The sequence below is a fragment of the Acinetobacter sp. CAU_H_60 genome, from assembly GCF_058599385.1.
Map to the genome: position 1 here is coordinate 2,506,894 of NZ_CM178653.1, position 21,803 is coordinate 2,528,696.

17 protein-coding genes and 1 tRNA gene are annotated in these 21,803 nt (G+C 45.2%); 12 read left to right on the plus strand and 6 right to left on the minus strand.

What is annotated here, in order from left to right; all coding sequences use genetic code 11:
• The first annotated feature begins 122 nt into the window (after nt 1–122).
• Complete coding sequence (locus AC4MBN_RS11835) at nt 123–1,766, plus strand: acyl-CoA synthetase (RefSeq protein ID WP_491880258.1); 1,644 nt, start codon at nt 123–125, stop codon at nt 1,764–1,766.
• Nucleotides 1,767–2,052: 286 nt separating this feature from the next.
• On the opposite strand, the gene AC4MBN_RS11840 is transcribed toward AC4MBN_RS11835, so the two are convergent.
• A tRNA-Leu gene (locus AC4MBN_RS11840) sits at nt 2,053–2,139 on the minus strand.
• 167 nt (nt 2,140–2,306) lie between these two features.
• Here AC4MBN_RS11840 and queA point away from each other — a divergent pair.
• From queA to secF, 8 genes are all read left to right on the plus strand, one after another.
• Nucleotides 2,307–3,341: a tRNA preQ1(34) S-adenosylmethionine ribosyltransferase-isomerase QueA gene (queA, locus tag AC4MBN_RS11845; RefSeq protein ID WP_491880259.1), complete on the plus strand. Its 1,035-nt coding sequence runs from the start codon at nt 2,307–2,309 to the stop codon at nt 3,339–3,341.
• Nucleotides 3,342–3,359: 18 nt separating this feature from the next.
• A complete protein-coding gene (locus AC4MBN_RS11850; RefSeq protein ID WP_419365695.1) occupies nt 3,360–4,388 on the plus strand; it encodes a hypothetical protein in 1,029 nt (342 codons plus the stop codon).
• 25 nt (nt 4,389–4,413) lie between these two features.
• On the plus strand, nt 4,414–4,983 hold the full coding sequence (locus tag AC4MBN_RS11855; RefSeq protein ID WP_286716323.1) for a LemA family protein: 570 nt from the start codon (nt 4,414–4,416) through the stop codon (nt 4,981–4,983).
• 110 nt (nt 4,984–5,093) lie between these two features.
• A complete protein-coding gene (locus AC4MBN_RS11860) occupies nt 5,094–5,948 on the plus strand; it encodes a DUF4303 domain-containing protein (protein WP_491880260.1) in 855 nt (284 codons plus the stop codon).
• 122 nt (nt 5,949–6,070) lie between these two features.
• On the plus strand, nt 6,071–7,201 hold the full coding sequence (tgt, locus tag AC4MBN_RS11865; RefSeq protein WP_491880261.1) for a tRNA guanosine(34) transglycosylase Tgt: 1,131 nt from the start codon (nt 6,071–6,073) through the stop codon (nt 7,199–7,201).
• A gap of 100 nt (nt 7,202–7,301) precedes the next feature.
• Complete coding sequence (yajC, locus tag AC4MBN_RS11870; RefSeq protein ID WP_004783613.1) at nt 7,302–7,631, plus strand: preprotein translocase subunit YajC; 330 nt, start codon at nt 7,302–7,304, stop codon at nt 7,629–7,631.
• A 52-nt stretch (nt 7,632–7,683) separates the two neighbouring features.
• Nucleotides 7,684–9,582, plus strand: a complete 1,899-nt coding sequence (secD, locus tag AC4MBN_RS11875; RefSeq protein WP_159123076.1) for a protein translocase subunit SecD — start codon at nt 7,684–7,686, stop codon at nt 9,580–9,582.
• Between the two features lie 7 nt (nt 9,583–9,589).
• Nucleotides 9,590–10,564 carry a protein translocase subunit SecF gene (gene secF, locus AC4MBN_RS11880; RefSeq protein WP_491880262.1) on the plus strand — a complete coding sequence of 325 codons (975 nt, stop codon included), beginning with the start codon at nt 9,590–9,592 and terminating at the stop codon, nt 10,562–10,564.
• A 55-nt stretch (nt 10,565–10,619) separates the two neighbouring features.
• On the opposite strand, the gene AC4MBN_RS11885 is transcribed toward secF, so the two are convergent.
• From AC4MBN_RS11885 to cysM, 5 genes are all read right to left on the minus strand, one after another.
• The gene (locus tag AC4MBN_RS11885; protein ID WP_491880263.1) at nt 10,620–11,270 is read right to left on the minus strand and encodes a hypothetical protein; all 651 of its coding nucleotides are present in this window, start codon (nt 11,268–11,270) and stop codon (nt 10,620–10,622) included.
• Between the two features lie 93 nt (nt 11,271–11,363).
• The gene (locus tag AC4MBN_RS11890; protein ID WP_159123078.1) at nt 11,364–13,673 is read right to left on the minus strand and encodes a RelA/SpoT family protein; all 2,310 of its coding nucleotides are present in this window, start codon (nt 13,671–13,673) and stop codon (nt 11,364–11,366) included.
• Nucleotides 13,674–13,717: 44 nt separating this feature from the next.
• Nucleotides 13,718–15,094: a 23S rRNA (uracil(1939)-C(5))-methyltransferase RlmD gene (gene rlmD / locus AC4MBN_RS11895; RefSeq protein WP_200228994.1), complete on the minus strand. Its 1,377-nt coding sequence runs from the start codon at nt 15,092–15,094 to the stop codon at nt 13,718–13,720.
• Nucleotides 15,095–15,100: 6 nt separating this feature from the next.
• Complete coding sequence (locus tag AC4MBN_RS11900) at nt 15,101–15,919, minus strand: 3'-5' exonuclease (RefSeq protein WP_179992986.1); 819 nt, start codon at nt 15,917–15,919, stop codon at nt 15,101–15,103.
• A gap of 17 nt (nt 15,920–15,936) precedes the next feature.
• Entirely contained in the window at nt 15,937–16,866 is a 930-nt protein-coding gene (gene cysM / locus AC4MBN_RS11905) for a cysteine synthase CysM (RefSeq protein ID WP_200228998.1), read from the minus strand.
• Between the two features lie 331 nt (nt 16,867–17,197).
• Here cysM and AC4MBN_RS11910 point away from each other — a divergent pair, with 331 nt between their 5' ends.
• The 3 genes from AC4MBN_RS11910 to AC4MBN_RS11920 all read left to right on the plus strand — a co-directional run bounded on the left by AC4MBN_RS11910 (nt 17,198) and on the right by AC4MBN_RS11920 (nt 21,798).
• Nucleotides 17,198–20,005, plus strand: coding sequence for a GacS-like sensor histidine kinase (locus AC4MBN_RS11910; protein WP_491880264.1), 2,808 nt, complete (start codon nt 17,198–17,200; stop codon nt 20,003–20,005).
• A 101-nt stretch (nt 20,006–20,106) separates the two neighbouring features.
• Entirely contained in the window at nt 20,107–20,895 is a 789-nt protein-coding gene (locus AC4MBN_RS11915; RefSeq protein ID WP_491880265.1) for a crotonase/enoyl-CoA hydratase family protein, read from the plus strand.
• 36 nt (nt 20,896–20,931) lie between these two features.
• The gene (locus AC4MBN_RS11920; protein ID WP_419365690.1) at nt 20,932–21,798 is read left to right on the plus strand and encodes an NAD(P)-dependent oxidoreductase; all 867 of its coding nucleotides are present in this window, start codon (nt 20,932–20,934) and stop codon (nt 21,796–21,798) included.
• The last annotated feature ends 5 nt before the right edge of the window (nt 21,799–21,803 follow it).

Consider the following 21,803-nt stretch of genomic DNA (forward strand, 5'->3'; position numbering starts at 1 on the left):
CAATTATTTAAATTTTTAAAATTATACATTCGCACTCGACTAAAGCATAACTGCAAGACTTCCAAGAATTGCATATCTTTTTTAACAGGATATGAAAAATAAATATAGAACGGAGTTTTACAATGGTTAAGGCATACGATGAATTACCGCGCACCCCTGCCAATTTTGTAGCGCTGTCACCTTTACGCTATCTCGATCGCGCGGCTTATATCTACCCGAATCAAAACGCGATCATTCATGGTAAGCGTCGTATTACTTGGCGTGAAAAATACAATCGTTGCCGTCAGTTTGCCCACCAGCTCCAGAATTTAGGCATCGGTAAAAATGATACCGTTTCAGTTTTGCTGCCAAACGTACCTGCGATGATCGAAGCACACTTTGCTGTGCCAATGGCGGGTGCGGTCCTGAATACCTTAAATACCCGTCTGGATGCCAAAACATTGGCGTTCATGCTGGAACATGCTGAGACCAAAGTACTGCTGGTCGATCCAGAATTTTCCGCAGTTGCAACAGAAGCTTTGGCACTCGTTCCACAGCAGGACATTTATGTGATTGATGTGGCTGATGAAGAATTCGAGGGTGAAGATACCCGTATCGGCCAAATTGAATATGAAGACTGGCTGGCTCAAGGCGATGCCAATTTTGAATGGCATTTACCGGATGATGAGTGGAATGCAATCAGCCTGAACTACACTTCTGGAACCACAGGCAATCCGAAAGGCGTAGTTTACCATCACCGTGGCGCCTATATTAATGCAGCCAGTAATATCATTGCTTGTGGCATGATGCCGCGTGCCACTTACTTATGGACCTTACCGCTGTTCCACTGTAATGGCTGGTGTTTTGCCTGGACTATGGCAGCCAATGGCGGTACGAATGTCTGCTTACGCAAGGTTGATCCGGAACTGATCTTTAAACTCATTTCTGAACATAAAGTGGATTATTTCTGTGGCGCACCCATTGTACTATCGATGCTGATTAATACCCCTGAAGAGAAAAAGACCAAGTTTGATCATCGTGTCGAAGTGATGGTAGCCGGTGCTGCACCTCCTGCTGCAATCATTGAGGGCATGCGTAATATCGGCATCAATGTGACTCACGTCTATGGTCTAACTGAGACCTATGGTCCTTCTGCGCTCTGTGCATCTCAGGCAGGCTGGTCAGATCTTTCAATTCAGGAGCAGGCACAACTGCATTCTCGTCAAGGTGTACCATATCCATTGCAAGATGGCATGAAAGTACTTGATCCTGACACTATGCAGGAAGTGCCACATGATGGTCAGACCATGGGTGAAATCATGTTCCGTGGCAACATCGTCATGAAAGGTTATTTAAAGAATCCGGAAGCAACTGCAGAAGCCTTTGCCGGTGGCTGGTTCCATACTGGCGATCTAGCAGTATGCCAACCTGATGGTTATGCGAAAATTACCGACCGCTCTAAGGACGTGATTATTTCAGGTGGTGAAAACATTTCATCGCTAGAAGTGGAAGAAGTGCTCTATCAGCATCCTGCTATTCTCACGGCAGCCGTGGTGGCAAAACCAGATCCACGCTGGCAGGAAGTACCATGTGCCTTTGTCGAACTGAAAGCAGGACAAACTGCTACAGCAGAAGAGATTATCGAATTCTGCAAGCAACATCTGGCGCGTTTTAAAGTACCTAAAGATGTGGTGATTACCGAGATTCCAAAAACTTCAACCGGGAAATTGCAGAAATTTATCCTGCGTGACTGGGCCAAAGAACGCTCAACGGGTGAATTTTCTTAATTTATTAAGACTGTAGTATCTAGGTATCTAGCTCCACTTTTGAATTTTATTTTTGATAGTGAAAAAGAAAAATTTGATGAGTGGGGCTTTTTTATATCCAGAATACAGACAACTCATTTATTTAAGTAGCTGAATTTAAAGTGCTGATTAAGGTACTTATTCTGAAAGATGCCTTACAAAACTAAAGATAAAGAATGCGATCAATAAAAGAAGTTCACATCTATATGCTTATTTTTAAGCAATAAAAAACCCCAAGACTTAATATGCTTGGGGTTCTTTAGAATCTTGGTCCCGAGGGTCGGACTCGAACCGACACGTCATCTCTGACAGCGGATTTTGAGTCCGCCGCGTCTACCAATTTCACCACCTCGGGAGTGGATGACGGCTATATTACTCTGTTTCAAAAACTTGTCAACGCAGAAAAAATACATTTGCCTAATTTTAAAACAATTCTTATTTTTTTGTTTTATAATCGAGCAATTCCCGCCATAAAAAAGAAAAAAGTTTATACTAGCCGCAGTTTTTTTATCGTAAATTGTCATGCAACTTTCTGATTTTAGTTTCGATCTCCCTGATGAGCTGATTGCTCGCTATCCTCTTGAACAACGTAGTGCTTCTCGCCTGTTACACCTTGATGCACAAGGCCAATATCACGATCACCAGTTCACCGATATTCTGGATTTATTGAATGAAGGCGATTTGCTGGTTCTGAACGATACCAAAGTGATGAAAGCACGCCTGAAAGGTAAACGTGCCTCTGGTGGTGCAGTAGAAGTGCTGGTTGAGCGGATGATGGATCAGTTCATCGCGCATTGTCATATCAAGGCTAGCAATACACCCAAAGCCGGTGCAGAATTATTTATTGGTCCAGATGAAGTCAAAGTCACTGTTCAAGGCCGTCATGAAAATCTATTTATTGTCGAGTTTTCTCAGCCGATTCTGGATGTGCTGGATCAATACGGCGCACTACCAATTCCACCTTATTTCAACCGTGAAGCCGAAGAGATTGATACAGTTCGATATCAGACTGTCTTCAATGATCCGACAAAACTGGCCAGCGTTGCTGCTCCTACCGCTTCCCTGCACTTCGATGAAGAGTTGCTGAAAAAACTGGCAGAAAAAGGCATTCAGAAAACCTTTGTGACCTTGCATGTTGGGGCTGGAACTTTCCTGCCAGTTCGTACCAATGATATCGAAAATCACATCATGCACAGCGAATGGTGTCAGGTATCGGATGAATCCATGGAATTGATCAAAGCCACCAAAGCACGTGGTAATAAAGTGATTGCTGTGGGTACGACCGCAACCCGTGCGACCGAAAGTGCGGCTCAGGCCAATGGTGGTGAACTGAAAGGCTGGACCGGTGATACTCAAATCTTCATCTATCCGGGTTATGAGTTCAAAGTAGTGGATCGTCTGATTACCAACTTCCATTTACCGGAATCTACCCTACTCATGCTGGTTTCAGCTCTATCTAACCGCGAAAACATCCTGAATGCTTACAAACACGCGGTTGAAAGCAAATACCGCTTCTTCAGTTATGGCGATGCCATGCTGATTGATCAAGTGCAATAATCAGTAGGAACCCTCCCCATGCCGATCGAGTCTGTGCAGCACTCCATTCATATTCGACGTAAGAAAAATGAAGTAGTGTTTCGCAATATCGCCCGGCTCTGGGATCTGGGTCGTCAGGCCAAAAGCCATCAGGAATTATTGAATGGCTTGCATCCATGGAACGGCCCAATTAGCTTAAAATTTGAAAATAATTTACCGCTTGCTCTGGCCGGAATCGGACTCTTTCTGATTGGCTGCATCTTTGTGGCACCGGCCAATATCTGGATGCAAAGCGGTGTTTTCTTTGGATGCCTACTGGTATTCTGGGCTTATATCAGCTATGAACATCGCCAGCCACTAGATGAAGTCATTCGCTATCTGGAAGATGAGGCGCTCGCCAAAAAATACCAGCTGGCTTTTCAGAAACAGCCACAACATATTTCTATTCCACTCAATCCCCTACATTTTATTAGCTATTTAAAACGTCTGTTCCCGGTATTTAATCAAGGTTCTCTAAGTAATGAGATTTCACGCTATGCCAGCACTGTCTGGGAAGATGAAGATGGTCAACAACATCAGGTTCTGGTCTTTCAATATCATTATGTGCACGAAGTTCAGGTACGCAATAAGGAAGGTCAGCCGGTCAAACTGACCCAGGTACATAAAGACCTTTGGGGGGTATTTGTTTTTGATGTTCAGATTCAGGGGCTAGCCGTGACTACCTCCAGAAAGAAATTTTATTATCCTTATGCTCATCCTTGGCACAGCAGCGACATTCGCACCAATCAGAAATTAAATTTCTTTGGCAGTGATCCGATGCAAATGGCCAAAATGCTCACACCCGGTTTTGTACTTCGACTGGCGGACTTTTTTGAACAGCGTCAGGGCGATTTACTATTTCACCCGGAAAGCCATATGCTCTGCTATCTGGGACCACATGATTTATTTCAGGTATCCAGTAAACACGATAAAATTAACGATATTTCCACATTGCGTGGCCATCTCAGAACGTTTAAATTAATAGAATTGGAAAAGTTACATACTGATCTGACGCAATTTTTAAAATAATTATTTTTTCCTGGGGACTATTCTTATGGGATTTTTTGTTTTTGTCATTATCCCGCTTCTGGTCATTATTGCCATTATCATGATTCGTAACAGCATTGTGCGCCATCATAACTCCACTATTCGTGCATGGTCCGATGTCGCTAGCTATGAGCGGCAAAAACTAAAAATCCTGGATGGTCTGCAACCTCTGGTTGAGCAATATTCCAGTTTTGAAAAAGGGACTTTAGAGAAAGTTACTGAACTGCGCCAGAACATTATGAACCTGAATATTCAGGATGCCGATATTGCCCAGTTACAACGAGTTGAAAACCTGAATAAAGAACTGATGCGCAGCCTGAATGTGGTGATTGAAAACTACCCTGAACTGAAAGCCAATGATATTTATCTGAAAATGATGAATGAAATTGAAGAACAGAATGAAAATGTCGGTGCTGCGATTACCATTTACAATCGCAATGTTGAACTCTTCAATAATCAGATCCAGATTTTCCCGCACAATATTATCAATAACATGTTCCTCAAAAAGAAAGCAGTACGCCCTTTCCGTGACCAGACCGTGAGTCAAAACTTTGACTATCGTCCGAATTTCCACTGAGAAAAATCATTACATTTTATAGTTTTTGATTTGCAATACATTGGCTTATGATGCAATAGCGAGAGATAAAGCAATACACTTATAAAACCCAATAAAAAGAATAAAAAATCATGCTGGATTATTTAGAACACTTGCAACAGACGCTGGTCAAGGAATTTTATCAGCTGTATGACCGCTATCAGGATGATGAAATCTATGCCTGTAGTTTGGTCTTTGATGAATTTTTGCTGCTAGATGATCTGGCGATTTCGACTGAACGTAGCATTTTTCAGGACCCTGAAGATCAACAGCAATATCTGGCCGAACGGGATCGCTGGAATGTACGAAAATGGCGCTATAGAACTCAAGCCTCTTCACAATCTAAACTCGTGCCTTTTAAAACTTTGCTGGCAGAGTATTTTAAAACCCAGCATAGTTTTGGCCATCCTGTCTTAGCCCAGCAAAAACAACTTTCTGCTACTCACTTGGATTTATTGCTAGAAACTTTTAAGCAAGCTAAACATCGACTTTCTGAAGCTTATGGTCTGGATCTAGATTCGATTATCTTTTTTCTCAGCGTTCCGACCCAGACCGAATGTGAATGCCGATCTGCACTTGAACTCAATTCCGACAGTCGCTTATTGCAGGACTTTTTAGCTTCCCGACAAGCTCAGCCTTTGCCTGCATCCCATAAACGCTTCAAGCTTTCGCAAAGTGACAAAGACATCCTGATTGACCTGGAACAAATGCTGGCGATGGAGCCTTATGACTATCTACAAGTGGCGCAGGATGCCTATTTACTGACGCTGGAATCTTATTTTATCGACAGCAATATCTATATCCAGAAACTGATCCTGCATATTGCTGCCATGGCGGCTGAACCTGATGGTAGCTGTGCCTTGAGCCGGGAAGAAATCATGCAGCGTTTACAGCAGTTTTCTGCAAATTCACCCTTTTCACCTGATGTTTCCTCTATTCATCGATAAATAAAATTACAGAGTGAATTCTCTACAATGCTGGCGTTTAAGGTCAGAATCAAGGAAAATAGCGCCCTTTAATTCGCATTAGTAATCAGCGAACTGTTTTTTCGCCTTGATTTGGGACTCTTATGAAGTTTGAAAAATTAGGTCAGTCGGGTCGTGCCCGTCGTGGTCGTTTAACGCTTGAACATGGCGTAGTAGAGACGCCGGTCTTTATGCCAGTTGGTACTTATGGCACGGTTAAAGGCATGTTGCCACGTGATGTTGAAGGCATTAAAGCACAGATTATCCTCGGTAATACCTTCCACCTGTACCTGCGCCCGGGTCTTGAAGTCATCAAGCAGCATGGTGGCCTGCACGGTTTCATGAAATGGAATAAACCGATTCTGACTGACTCAGGCGGCTTCCAGGTCTTCAGTCTGGGTGCAATGCGCAAGATTGAAGAAAAAGGCGTGACCTTCCGCTCCCCGATTGATGGTTCAAAAGTTTTCCTTTCACCTGAAATTTCAATGGAAATTCAGCATACGCTGAACTCTGACATTGTGATGATTTTTGATGAATGTACGCCTTATCCTGCAACCCATGAAGAAGCGCAAAAATCTTTGCAACTGTCTTTACGCTGGGCTGAGCGCTGCAAGAAACATCATCATGATGAGCTCAACAATAAAAATGCCCTGTTCGGGATTATTCAGGGCGGGATGTATAAAGACCTGCGCGATGAATCCTTAAAAGGCCTGCTTGAGATTGACTTCGATGGTTATGCGATTGGCGGTCTGTCCGTTGGCGAACCAAAAGAAGAAATGATCAAGGTACTGGATTATCTTCCGAACAAAATGCCGGAAAATAAACCGCGCTACCTGATGGGTGTGGGTAAGCCAGAAGATATCGTTGAAGGCATCCGTCGCGGTGTAGACATGTTCGACTGCGTCATGCCAACCCGAAATGCACGTAACGGTCATTATTTCGTGACTGATGGTTTGGTGCGTATCCGTAATAGCCAATACCGTCATGATCAAAGCCCGCTTGATCCACATTGCGACTGCTATACCTGTCAGAACTTTACCCGCGCTTATCTGTTCCATTTAGAGAAATGTGGAGAAATGCTGGGTTCTATGCTCGGTACCATCCATAACCTGCGTTATTACCAGCGTTTTACCGAAGATATCCGCAATGCGCTGGATAACGGAACTTTTGATGAATTTGTTCAGGACTTTTACGCTCGTCGTGGCCTGGAAGTTCCACCTTGTCCACAAGATTAATCTTTCAGCATTTGCGCTGAGGAAAAAGACAGGGTAAATTGCAAGAATATGTCAATTTATTATCAAGTTGATCACCAGTTTTTTATTTTAGGAAAATGAAATGAGCCTATTTATTTCGACTGCTCACGCTGCAGGTGAAGCTGCACAACAACCAAGCTTGATGGCTAACCTTTTGATGATTGCGGTTTTTGTTGCAATCTTCTATTTCTTGATCTGGCGCCCTCAATCAAAACGTGCCAAAGAGCACCGTGCTCTGGTTGACAGCCTTGGCGTAGGCAGCGAAGTCGTTTTTGCAGGCGGCTTAATGGGCAAAATCACTAAAATTGAAGGTGATTTCGCAGTCGTTGAGCTGAGCCGCGGTGTAGAAGTCAAAGTTCAACGTGCGAGTGTGATCTCAGTTCTGCCTGAAGGCACTTTAAATAACATTTAATCAAAATTAGTCGTGCTCCCCGCACGACTTTTTCATTTTAAGAAGAAAACGAATGCGTTACCCAGCATGGAAATATGTGCTGATCCTGGTGGTCCTGGTGGTCAGTACTTTATATGCCCTGCCAAGTTTGTATCCTGATGAACCTGCTGTACAGATTTCGGGTGCCAAAGCCGGTACTCAGATTGACGCAGGCATCGTACAAAAAGCAGAGCAGATTTTAACAACTGAAAATATTGCAACTCACGACAATAGCTTTAGTAATAACGCTGCTTTATTACGTGTAAATTCAAGTGAAGCGCAGCTGAAAGCCAAAGAAGCTTTACGCCGTGGTTTAGGTGATGAATACGTAGTAGCACTTAACCTTGCTCCAACCACCCCAGAATGGCTACAGAAAATTGGTGCCAAACCAATGAAACTGGGTCTGGACTTACGTGGTGGTGTTCACTTCCTGCTCGAAGTGGATATGGATAAGGCGATTGCACAGCGCATGGACACCTCTGCAACTGACCTACGTCGTCAGCTGCGTGATAATAACCTGAAATTCAATAGCCTGAATTTAAGCAATAACACCATTGTTGTGCAGTTTGCCAATAATGATGATCGTGCCGCCGTGATGGATTTCTTGCGCCGTAATGGCAATGAATTCAATCAGCAGGCAGTGGCGACTGAAACTGGTTCGACTTTACGCCTCAACTATACCGATACGCGTAAGCAGGAAATCGAATCTTATGCGGTGAACCAGAACTTAACTACTTTACGTAACCGTATTAACGAGTTAGGTGTGGCTGAAGCACTGGTACAAACTCAAGGTAGCAACCGTATTGTGGTTGAACTTCCGGGTGTACAGGATACCGCAGAAGCAAAACGTGTCTTGGGCCGTACGGCGAACCTGGAATTCCGTCTGGTGTCTGATCTGAATGATCAATATATCGATCCTTATACTGGCCAATTAAGTGGTACAGCTCCAGCAGGTACTCAGGCATTTGCTTATGAATCTCTGGACAGTGGTCGTCAGTTATTGCTGAACCGTAACCGTATTTTGACTGGTGAACGCGTACAAAATGCATCTTCTGGCTTTAGCCAGGACACTGGCGGTGCTGAAGTTAATATTACTTTGGACAGCGCTGGCGGTAAATTGATGGCAGATGCCACACGTAATGCCGTAGGCAAACGTATGGCGGTACTGTTCATCGAGAACAAGCAAAAAATCAGCTACGTAGAAGATCCGGCAACTGGTGCACAAACTGAAGTGCGTACACCATATACCGAATCTGTGGTCATTAACGCTGCAACCATTCAGGCAGTATTGGGTTCTCAATTCCGTATTACCGGTCTGGACTCACCTCAGGAAGCTTCTGAGCTTGCCTTGATGCTACGTGCTGGTGCTCTGGCTGCGCCAATGTACTTCGTTGAAGAACGTGTGATTGGTCCAAGTCTAGGTCAGGAAAATATTGATAAAGGCGTACTCTCTACTCAAATCGGTTTCATCTTAGTTGCAATCTGGATGGTCGTATTCTTCCGTCTGTTCGGTGTAATTGCCAACTTCGCACTGGTTGTTAACCTGGCAATGATTCTGACAGTGATGTCATGGATTGGCGCTTCCCTCACCCTGCCGGGTATTGCAGGTATCGTGATTACTATCGGTATGGCGGTCGATGCCAACGTACTGATCTGTGAGCGGATACGGGAAGAAATGAAATGGGGCGCCTCGCCGAAACAGGCAATTGTGGCCGGTTATGATCGGGCCTATAACACCATTTTCGACTCGAACTTAACTACCTTCCTGGTAGCGTTCATTCTGTTCGCAATTGGTACTGGTCCGATCAAAGGCTTTGCTGTCACCCTGATGATTGGTATTGTCTGCTCGATGTTTACGGCGATTACCGTAACCCGTGCGATCGTACAGATCATCTATGGCAAAAAACGTAACTTGAAAAAGTTGAGCATTTAGGAGATCGATGATGACTGAAAATACTCAACTGAATCAAAAACAGTATGGTCGTCCTGAAGACGAACGCGTCATTCCGTTTATGAAGATTGCATTGCCTGCGGCAGTGTTCTCTATCATCCTGACGGTTGCCAGCATCTTCTTTATTGCGACTAAAGGCTTGAACCTCGGTCTGGACTTTACCGGTGGTGTATCAGCAGAGCTGAACTACACCAATCCAGTAAAACCTGATGATGTAACTCAGGCACTCAGCAAAGCTGGCTTTGATGATGCTGTCGTGCAGACGCTGGGCTCGGAACGTGACCTGATGGTACGTATGCCGGTTCAGGAAGATATTGAAGCAGAAGACCTTACCAAAGCCGTTACTGCAGCAGTTCAGCTGCCAGGCAATGCGGCTCAGGTACCTAAGGTCGATGTAGTCGGTGGACAGGTCGGTAATGAGCTGTATGTGCGTTCTGCGGGTGCAGTTGCTCTTGCCCTCTTGCTGATGCTGGTCTATGTCACTATCCGCTTTGAGTTCAAACTGGCGATGGGTGCGGTACTGTCATTGTTCCACGATATCGTGGTGACGATTGGTATTTTTGCCATGATGCAATGGCCATTTGACCTTACGGTTCTGGCTGCACTACTGGCGATCATCGGTTTCTCACTTAACGATAATATCGTGGTCTCTGACCGTATCCGTGAGAACTTCCGTAAGATCCGGGGTGCCGAACCTGTTGAAATTATCAATATTGCCTTGACTGAAACCTTACGCCGTACCATTCATACTTCTATGACTTTATTACTGGTTGTAGTGGCCATGATGATCATGGGCGGTGCTGGTCTAAAATGGTTCTCGATTGCGATGTTTGTGGGTGTCTTTGTTGGTACCTATTCTTCGATCTATATCGGTACAGCCTTCGCCCTATGGCGTGGTCTGAATCGTCAGGACTTTATTGTTCAGGTGAAACCAGAATTTGAGGACGAAAATCAGCTTCCATAAGCCGCCCGTTTTCGATTTCACTATTCAGCCCATCTTATGATGGGCTGAATTATTTCTAGTCTAAGAAAATTGAATGCTGAGGCACTATGGCAATCACAGGGTGGATTTTAGCTACATCAGATTTCTGAAAACTGACCTTGCGGCTTTCATCCAGATTTTGAATCTGATAGCTGTCCTGGTTTTCCGAAATCAGCTCAACAATGAGTTGTAGTCCATTAATTAAATATAGGCACGCCAAGCCAGATGACTGTAATACGGCTTGCTCATCACAGACCAACCACCAGCCTGCTTTTAGGCTCGGAAAATAATACTGTCCTGTCACCTGAATGGCATAATGCTGAGGTTCTGATTTAAACCACGGTAAAAGCCCTTCTACCGAATCTATAGCTTTCATTTTAAAGGCTTGCTGCTCAACAACCTGCATCTGGAACAAAGTTATTTTTACACAACTAGATGCCACTTCAATGACAGGTACTTCAGCACGATCCAATATTAAACTTTCCAAACCAAGTTGCTGTTCAAGTTCTCGTGCAGCCTTTTCTCCAATCTGGCGCTTACTGTTCAATAGCTGGGTAATATAAGCAGCAGACAGACCAAAGTGCTCGCAAATTTCTTTACCATTGTTAAACTGCTGGCTATCAATCAACTGATCGATTACTTTGGCCAGATTATTTCGTCTCAGTTCAAATATTTCCGTGGCACTCATGTTTGTTATTTGCTCTTTTCCCTCTTCAGCACACCTTATAACAAAAAAGCCCGCAATTGAATTGCGGGCTTTTCTAATCGTGCCTAAAAAGAATCAGTTGCCTTGTACCAGACGGCGTGCACTGATAATTCCCGGCTGCTGTTCAAGACGGGCCAGCAATTTGGAAAGTTGAGCCAGGCCTTTAACTTCGATCAACAGCTTCATATTGGCAATACCATCTGCTTCAGAAATGGTATTTACCTGACGGATGTTGATCTGATCCGAGAAAATCACCTGAGTCAGATCTTTGAGCAGGCCACGACGGTCATAGGCTTCCACCACGATCTGTACGCTCTGACCGCGAGTCGGCTGCATTTCCCAGTCGGCTTCTACTGCACGTTCGGGTTCTTGGCTGATCATACGTACATAATCCGGACAAGCCACCTTGTGGATGCTTACACCACGATTCAACGTGATATAACCCGCAATCGATTCACCATGCACCGGCTGACAGCACTGGGCTACATGCAGTTCCACGTTATCCAGACCATCAATCAGAATACCATGTGCAGATAAAGTATGGCTGGCACGCGGATTCAAGGCTGGTTTCAGCACCAGTTCAGGCTCATCCTGATCCAGATGCATATGGCGATTGACCTGATTGATCAGGGCATGCAGGCTGATATCACCATTCACCAGACCAATCAGAATGTCTTCACCACTCTTCACATTAAAATGGTTGCAATAATCACCCAGATCAATTGATTTTGGATGAATTGCTAGACGTGCCAATTCTTTATTCAGAATTTCACGACCCACTTCCAGGTTCTTACTGCGATCCTGCTGACGGAACCAGTGACGTAACTTGTCACGGGCACGTGCAGTCTTGATATAACCCAGTGAATTAACCAACCAGTCCCGATTCGGTTCACGGTCTTTCTTGGTCAGAATCTCAACCTGTTCCCCGGTTTTCAAGGCATAGGTTAAAGGCACATAGCGCTGGTTGACCCGGGCTGCATAGCATTTGTTGCCGACTTCCGTATGCACGTGATAGGCAAAGTCGAGCACAGTTGAACCCCGCGGCAACTCTTTAATATCACCATCACGGCTGAACACATAGATTTTTTCAAAGCCTTCAAAATCTTGAATGTGTTCAAAATTTTCAACTTCCTCTTCTTCATCCTTATGTGCGCTGGCTTCATTGCGTTCTTGATAATGCTCAATCACTGCACGCAGGGAGTGCAGACGATGATTAAAGGAAGTATCGGTATTTTTCGAGCCTTCCTTATAGTTGAAGTGCGAGCATACGCCAAGCTCGGCCTCTTCATGCATCGTATAAGTACGAATCTGCACTTCAAGTGACTTGTTTTCAGCAATCACAGCTGTGTGTAAAGAGCGATAACCATTGGCTTTCGGATTGGTAATATAGTCATCAAACTGATGCGGAATATGTCGCCACAATTGATGTACGATCCCGAGCGTGTGATAGCACTCAGGCACACTTTTCACCAGTACACGCAACGCACGGATATCATAAAGCTGGTCGAAGCTCAGGCTCTTGCTTTTCATTTTCCGATAGATCGAATAAATGTGCTTCACCCGGCCGTTAATTTCAGCTTCAATGCCGTGTTCTGCCAGCTCTTCACGCAATTTATCAATCACGAACTGAATATATTGTTCACGTTCCAGACGCTTTTCATTCAGCAAAGAGGCAATTTCTTTATAGCGTTCCGGCGCCAGATAGCGGAAGGCCAGATCTTCGAGTTCCCATTTCAACTGGGCAATCCCGAGACGATGCGCTAGAGGAGAATAAATGGTGAGGATTTCTCGTGCGACCCGTTCTTGCCGTTCACGTGAAGAATTGGCCAGCTCACGCAGTGCATAGGTACGTTCTGCCAGCTTGATTAACACGACGCGGACATCTTCTGTCACTGAAATCAGCATCTTGTAAATGCCAGACAGATGTTCACGCTGGTTATTATTAAAGTGATCTTCCAGGCGTTTATTTTTTTCAATCAGCTCAGACAGCTTACCCATGGACAGCGTGCCTTTGACCAGACTGTAGACCTGTTCACCGAATTTTTCCTGCACTTCTGCCAGTGGCATGACGCCTTCACGTACTGCGCGGTAAAGCATGGCAGCGGATAAGGTATCTTCATCGACATAGAGATGCGCGAGAATATCCGCCATTTCAATACCGGTATAGAAGGTATTAGAGCGATGCTGAACCGTACTTTGTAGCTCTTTTTCTAAGGTTAAACGGGCAACTTCTTCGAGCTGCTTCAGGGGAGCCCCGTCTAATATGCCACGAACCCGATCTAACCATTCAGTCAGATCCTGCTGTGCTTGTTCGGCATGTTCTACAGTCGCCTCCTGTGACAACTCATTGAGCCGCCCAGGCAGTTGCTCACGTACTGTGACCATACCCTTCTCCTACTTTTAGATACATCATCTCTTTGATCGTTTATTTAATTTTCTTTTTCGAACAAGGCAATCGACTCGACATGTCCGGTATGTGTAAACATATCCATCACACCGGCTTTCGTTAGCTGATAACCCTGTTGTACCAGTAGCCCTGCATCTCTTGCGAGCGTAGCGGGATTACATGACACATAAACGATTCTTTTGGCACCAAACTGAGGAATATAATGCATGACTTCTTCTGCTCCAGCACGTGGCGGGTCGATTAATAATGCATCAAATCCTTGATTTGCCCAAGACTGGTGCGAAAAATCTTTGGTTAAATCTTGTGAATAGAACGAAACTTGTGCAATACCATTATTGTTAGCATTTTCTGCACCGCGTTGCACCATTTCCTCACTCCCCTCAACCGCAACCACCTGACCAGACGCACCAACACAGCGCGCCAGTGGCAAAGAAAAGTTTCCTAATCCACAAAACAGATCCAGAACTCGTTCGCCCTGCTGTAATTGAAGCAAATCACATGCCAAGCGAACCATCTGCGGATTGATCGTTGAATTGACCTGAGTGAAGTCCAATGGATTAAAACCGAATTCCACATCAAAGTCATCAAGACCATAGTGTAAGCGTGCTACCTGTTCAGGCTCATCAATCCGCTTCAAATAATCTTGGCCTGCAGGTTGCAAATAAAGCTGCCAACCTTTCTCTAACGTAAATTGGCGTAATCGGTTGACATCTGTTACCGATAATTCTGCAGTTTCACGAATAAGCAACGCAATGTCATGATCACCCATAGCCAATTCTATATGACCAATATCTGCCTGACCATCGAGACTTTGGAGCAATTGTTTAAGACGTGTAACCGATCCAAACTCGCGATCCAGAATCATGCAGCGGTCAATCGAGGTCAGCTTATTGGACTGATTTTCACGAAAACCGACCACCAGCTTGTCTTTTTGAGGCAGATAGCGCACCCCAATCCGGGCTTTACGACGATAATCTTCACGTTGTGAACGTAGCGGTGACAGCCATTCTTCAGGCTGTATCCCGGCAAAATGCTGCAAATGTGATTTCAGAACATTCTGCTTAAGTTCAATCTGTGCATCTGGATGGATATGCTGCATATTGCAGCCGCCACATACGCCAAAGTGTGGACACACAGGTTTGACCCTGATCTCGGAAGCCTCACTGAGCAATTCAAGGCTATCCGCCTCTTCCAGTTTTTTGACTTCACGGGTAATGCGGGCACGAACGGTTTCACCCGGCAAGGCATATCGAATAAAAACTTTCTTGCCATGCTTTTCAAGCGGGTGATCCGGATGTGAACCATAGTGAGCGATGCCACGTCCTTCATGTGAGAGTGATTCAACCTGAAAAATATACTCGGATTGCGGTGCTGGACGTGGTTGTGCTCGACGTTTCATGAAAACCTAGGATGTGGAGATGGGAAAATCAAAACGGGTAAATTCAGTTCTTTGTGAGGTTTCACGCCAGACTGATAAAAAATCTGCATGTTGCGGCTGAGTATGCAGATATTGAATCGTACTTTGCACCAGATGCTGATAATCAGGCAACATCAACTGGCCTTTTAGCAACAGCCAGCGAATATAGACCAACCAGGTATTGAGCACATCACCTTCGCAATAGCTGGTGAGTTCGCTCCATTGCTGGTTACGTACATATTCAGGTACATGATAGCCACCATCACCACGCTTGCCTGGATAACCCAATAAATGAGCAACATCATCCAGTTTCTGAAAATGACGGGCATGAAACATGGCCATGACATCCATCAAATCGACATGACGCTGATGGTAACGATTCTGGTAGTTATTATAACGCTTTTGCGTATCAATTTCGCCCTGATCGAACAGACTTGGGGCAGATAAACCATGATACATGGCCCGATAAAGAATAACCGGCAGATCAAATTGTGAGCCATTCCAACTGACTAGCGTCGGATGACGCTTGTCAAAAATGGATAAGAATTTTTTTAAAATTTCTGCTTCGCTGTACTGTTCACGGCTAAAAGAAAACAGGCGCATGCCCTGTTCATCCATCCATAAACCAGAAATACAGACAATTTCATGCAAAGGCAGACGCTGAAAGTCCGAGCCTGATTCCTGACGGCGTAATTTGGTCAGGGCCTGATCCAGATCAGCCTCGGGCAGATCCAGACCAAACAGATGCGCGCCTGATTTAAGATCGGTTTGGGTTTCAATATCGAAGGTTAAAACAGGCAGGCGCATAAAAGATTTCTCAAAAATTATTCAGGATCTTGTACAGAGAATAAGCCTGTAGACAGGTAACGGTCACCACGGTCACAGATAATACATACAATCACTGCATCCGGATTTTCTTCTGCAAGCTTGATCGATGCCCAAACTGCACCGCCAGAAGATGTTCCGGCACTGATGCCTTCTTTTTGCGCCAGTTTACGCATGGTGCGTTCCGCTTCAATCTGTGGAATATCGATAATACGGTCGATACGGCTACGATCAAAAATTGTTGGCAAATATTCTTCTGGCCAGCGACGGATACCGGCAATGCTAGAACCATCAGATGGCTGCAGGCCCACAATCTGAATATCCGGATTCATTTCTTTCAGATATTTAGATACGCCCATGATCGTACCTGTAGTACCCATTGAGCTGACAAAGTGAGTAATCTTGCCGCCTGTTTGCTGCCAGATTTCAGGACCTGTGGTCAGGTAATGCGCTTCGACATTGTCCGGGTTACTAAACTGGTTTAACACCAGACCTTTACCTTCAGCCTGCATTTGCAAGGCCAGATCACGTGCACCTTCCATGCCCTGCTCTTTGGTCACTTCAATCAGTTCAGCACCATAAGCACGCATCGCGTCCTTACGTTCCTGACTCATGTTATTCGGCATAATCAGCTGCATCTTGTAACCGCGCATGGCCGCAACCATTGCCAATGCAATCCCTGTATTTCCGCTGGTCGCCTCAATCAAGGTATCACCCGGTTTGATCTGTCCGCGCTTTTCCGCCTGCATGATCATGTTATACGCTGGACGGTCCTTGACCGAGCCTGCCGGATTATTTCCTTCGAGTTTTGCGAGTACTGTGGCTTGAGTGTGACTAGCCAGACGCTGCAAACGCACCAGTGGCGTTTTGCCTACATAATGGTCCAGTAAAAATTCGTCTGCTTGAAAATCAGGGGTGGTATTACTCATTATTTGCACCTATATCGAGGTGCGGCTATTGTATGAAAAAATGCATTTCCCTGCACCCATTTATAGCAGTGCTTTTGCATAAAACTGTATAAATCACAATCGGCATGGCCAATTCATCCCGTTTTAGCTTGATAAAACTCCTCAATCGTGACAGTGACTTAGCTCACCTCTCCTCCTGAAAAGACTTACTCAAACACCCATAATGGCTGTTCAGCATAATAGTTCTTATTTTCTGCCTTAATCTGGAGCTTTAGAAAAATAATGCTGAAATTTTAACAGTAGATTTAAAGCATGCTAATATGCAAAGCATAAGGAAAATACTGCTTGAATCATGTCAAATATCAACAAAAAGCTGTTTAAACGCCTACACTTAAATCATGCTTATGGACAGCTGATTGCACTGATTTTTGTACCCATTACTATTCTGGCCTGTGTCGGCGCTGCTCTGGTCATTTCAGAAACTTCCAATGCCGCCCGTGCCCAGCAAAAGCAGATGGCCATTGCGATTCTGACCCGTTTTCAGGCCACTTCTGAATATGCGCTGGACATTTTGAGCCTTTACCCATGGCAATATGAGCAGGCTCATGACGCCATGCAAAATATGCTGAATGAAAAGCATCTGGTTCGTGCGGCTATTCTGGATGAAAATGGCAAAAGTAAACTCGGCATTGGGTTTCAGGAACAGGCGCCTTGGCCTGACTTTAAAAAAGATGGCAATTTCGTTGGCCCGATCTTAGACAAAAACAATCATATTTATGCAGTCAAAGTAAATGAAAATGGCATGAATGCAGGCTGGCTGGCGATCGAACTGGACAATCAGCCCTTAGAAATTGCCCGCTACCGGGTCCTGATCGTTTTGATTGCGACCGGCTTATTGACCTTATTACTGTTGTTGTTATGTCTGAATTTCTATTCTCGTCGCTGGATTGCGCCGATGTATGAGATTCGCATGCAGCTACAACGCCTGAATGCCGATACCCTAGATCAGCATATGGTGATTAACAGTACCGGTGAACTGCGTCTTTTGCAGCGTGATATTGCCAATGTGGTGAAACGTCTGCATTTCAGTTTTCTGGAATTGCGCGAGCATACCGAACAGACTGAAGACGATTTGCGCCGTACCCTAGATACTTTAGAAGTTCAAAATATTACTTATCGTCAAGCACGTGACCAGGCGATCTCTGCCAACCAGGCCAAGTCGGTGTTTCTGGCCAATATTTCCCATGAATTACGCACACCCTTAAACAGTATTGATGGTTTTATTCACCTGCTGCTGCGTCAAGGCAATCTTAGCAATGAGCAAAGCCTGTATTTGCAGACCATCCGCAAATCTTCTGCGCATCTGCTGGCCCTAATCAATGATGTACTGGATTTCTCCAAGATCGATGCTGGCAAACTGGAACTGGAAACTGCACCTTTTGATCTGGAAGAAGCTATCTTTGATGTGATGGACATGCTCTCGCCACTGGCTGCACAGAAGCATATCGATATGGCATTCTATTTTGCAGACAATGTACCAAAACATGTAATTGGTGATGTACTACGCTTCAAGCAAATTCTGACCAACCTGATTTCCAATGCAATCAAGTTTACTCCAGACGGCGAAATCATTGTTCGGGCACGCATGGAGCACGATGATATTGGGCAATGTCTGCTGCATTTTAGCGTTCAGGACAGTGGTATTGGCCTGAGCGGAACTGACCGTAAAAAACTGTTTGAATCCTTCTCGCAAGGCGATACCTCGGTCACCCGCCAATTCGGTGGTACGGGTCTAGGATTGGCCATTTCCAAGCAGCTGGTCCACCTGATGCATGGTCAGATCGGCTTTGAAGATAATCAGGAACGCGCTCCAACAGAAAAAGGCTCAACCTTCTGGTTTACCGCCCAATTCCCAGTGGATGAAGATATTATCCATGAGCACCCGGATTTCAGTGATCTGACGGTTGTATCTTATCTTGCCCATCCGGCAACAGCGAATGTATTAAGACATTATCTGGAAAATTATCGCGTTAAACATATTGAATCGACGTCCATTCTGGATCTGTTCAGTCGTCTGAACCATTTACAAAATATCGAGAATACCTGGCTGATTGTCGACCATAGTGGCGATAGCCAGGCTCTACTGACAGAAATTCGCTCTCGCTATCAGGGACATCTGGCTGTGTATGGTTATCAGATGCAGCTTGATCCGAACATGCTGAATGATCATCGTGCCCGCGCCCTGCATCAGCCACTCAGTCGTAGTGCCTTGATCCAACTGCTCGGCAATCAACCCGTATTTGATCAGGAACAGCATGAAGACTTTAATGGTCAGGGACTGCATATTCTGGCCGTTGATGACCATCTGCCGAACCTGATTGTTCTAGAAGCCTTGCTGGCCGAACTGAATGTCACCACAACAAAAGCCATTAGCGGACAGGAAGCGATTGATATCATCCAGAGCCGTTATGAACAGGGTCTGCCATCTTTTGACCTAATATTTATGGATATCCAGATGCCGGTGATGTCCGGTATCGATACCACCCGTGCGATTCGTTCACTGGAATCAACTTTCGAAAATCATCAGCGTCTACCGATTATTGCCCTGACAGCACATGCCCTTTCCGATGAGAAGCAAAAACTGTTGCAAAATGGCATGGATGATTATGTCACCAAGCCTATTCAGATTGATCAGATCGTGCAGATTCTGACGCAGTGGACGACTGAGAGTTTTAAAAAGATTCCGGTGCTGGAACGTGCCAATGTCATTGATGCGCTGGATCCGAATATTCTGGATTGGCAACAAAGCCTGCAACTGGCAGCCAATAAAGAAGATCTAGCGGTCGATCTGCTCAGTATGCTGGTCGACAGTTTTGAAAAGGAGCTGGATGAGATTGAGCAACTGATTGAACTGGAAGATTTTCCGCAGCTGGAACATGTCTTGCACCGTCTCTATGGGGCTACCCGTTATGTCGGCACACCGACTCTGCAAAAAGTTACCGGAAGTTTTGAACAGTTTGTCTCGACCTTGCGTAAGGAACGCCGTAAAGCCGATGACAGTTTTGTTCAGGAAGTATTGAAATACCTAGATGAGCTGAAAGCCGTGATTGAGCAGGTAGAACAGGCAGCCCAGCAGATCTTAAACAAGCATAGTGGTTAAATCATTGCTGTTTAATCACTCATATCTGTATGACTGCACTGTCATGCAAGCACAGATTGCTCATGCTATGCTCGCTTACAGAAAAATTAAGGATGAATACCATGTCACTTGTGCGCTTTGAAAAAAATAATGGAATTGCCACGGTTACTCTCAGCCGTCCAGACAAACGTAATGCCATGAGCTTTACCCTGCTGCGTGAACTGGTGCAGATTGCAAACCGGATTAAAAAAGACAAGTCGGTGCGTTGTGTCATTTTAACCGGTGAAGCGCAGGTCTTTAGTGCCGGCATTGACTTGGCCGATTTAAACAATCCTAAAAATCGTGCCTATGCGGCCTGGGAACTGATCCGTCCTGGACAGAGCTTATTTCAGAAAGCTTTTCTGGTCTGGCAGGAATTGCCTGTCCCAGTAATTGCAGCCATTGAAGGTTTCTGCTTTGGTGCAGGTATGCAACTTGCGTTGGCTGCGGATATCCGGATCGCCCACCCTGCGACCAAAATGTCAATTATGGAAACTCGTTGGGGCCTAGTACCAGACATGGGACTAACGCGTTCACTCAAAGGTCTGATCGGGATTGATCTAGCCAAAGAGCTGACCTTAACCGCACGTATTTTTGAAGGTGCCTATGCCAAAGAAATTGGCCTGATCACCCATGTTGATGAACAGCCATTAGCAAAAGCACAGGTTTTGGCTGAAGAAATGTTACAACGCTCTCCAGATGCCTTGATGGCCTCTAAATTTGTGCTGGATGCGATGGAACACAAACCCAAAAAGTCACTGCGTATGGAAAAAATCTGGCAACTTAAACTGTTACTCGGTAAAAACAGCCAACTGGCACGTAAAAAGGATAAAAATCCGGATGTGCAGTTTGTGCCACGTCAATATCGATAATTATAGCTGAAGCAAAATCAAAAGATGAGAGATAAGATGCAATTCGATCGTGATAGCAAAATTGCCTTTTTAGGTATGGGACTCATGGGCAGTCGTATGGTAACCCGCTTGCTAGAAGCAGGTTTTCAAGTTGCAGTCTGGAACCGTACGGCCAGTGCCTGCGATCCTTTGCTTGCCCTCGGAGCCACTCCGCTATCTCTAGATCAAATTGCAGATTATCCGGTTATTTTGACCTGTCTGGCAGATGATGCCGCAGTGCAATCGGTCTTTGGGCAGATTCAACCACATCTGGTAGCTAGTCAGATCATTGTCGATTTTTCCAGCCTTTCTGTACATCAAACCAAAACTCTAGCTGAACAGGCCCAAGCTAAACAAGCGATCTGGATTGACTCTCCTGTGTCTGGCGGTACAGCCGGTGCAGAACAAGGCACGCTAGTCATCTTCGCGGGTGGTGATGCAAAAACTATTACCGCACTTGATCCCATCTATACCGTGCTTTCACAACGTGTCACTCGCATGGGTGATACGGGAACCGGTCAGGCGACTAAAATCTGTAACCAGCTGATTGTAGCGGCGAACAGTACCCTGATCGCTGAAGCAGTGGCCCTGGCCGATCGTGCCGGTGTGGATACAGCCCTACTAGCACCTGCATTAGCCGGTGGTTTTGCTGACTCCAAGCCTTTTCAGATTCTGGCCCCACGTATGGCCAGCCAGACTTTTGAACCCGTGCAATGGAAAGTGCAGACACTATCTAAAGACCTGAACAATGCGGTGCAACTGGCTGCTACTTTATCTTTGGATATCCCTGTGGCAAGCCAGGCCCTATCTCAACTCAAAGCCCATCAGCAAGACGGATTTGCAGAAGCCGATCTGGCCACTGTAATCAAGCACGTAGACCGTTAAATATT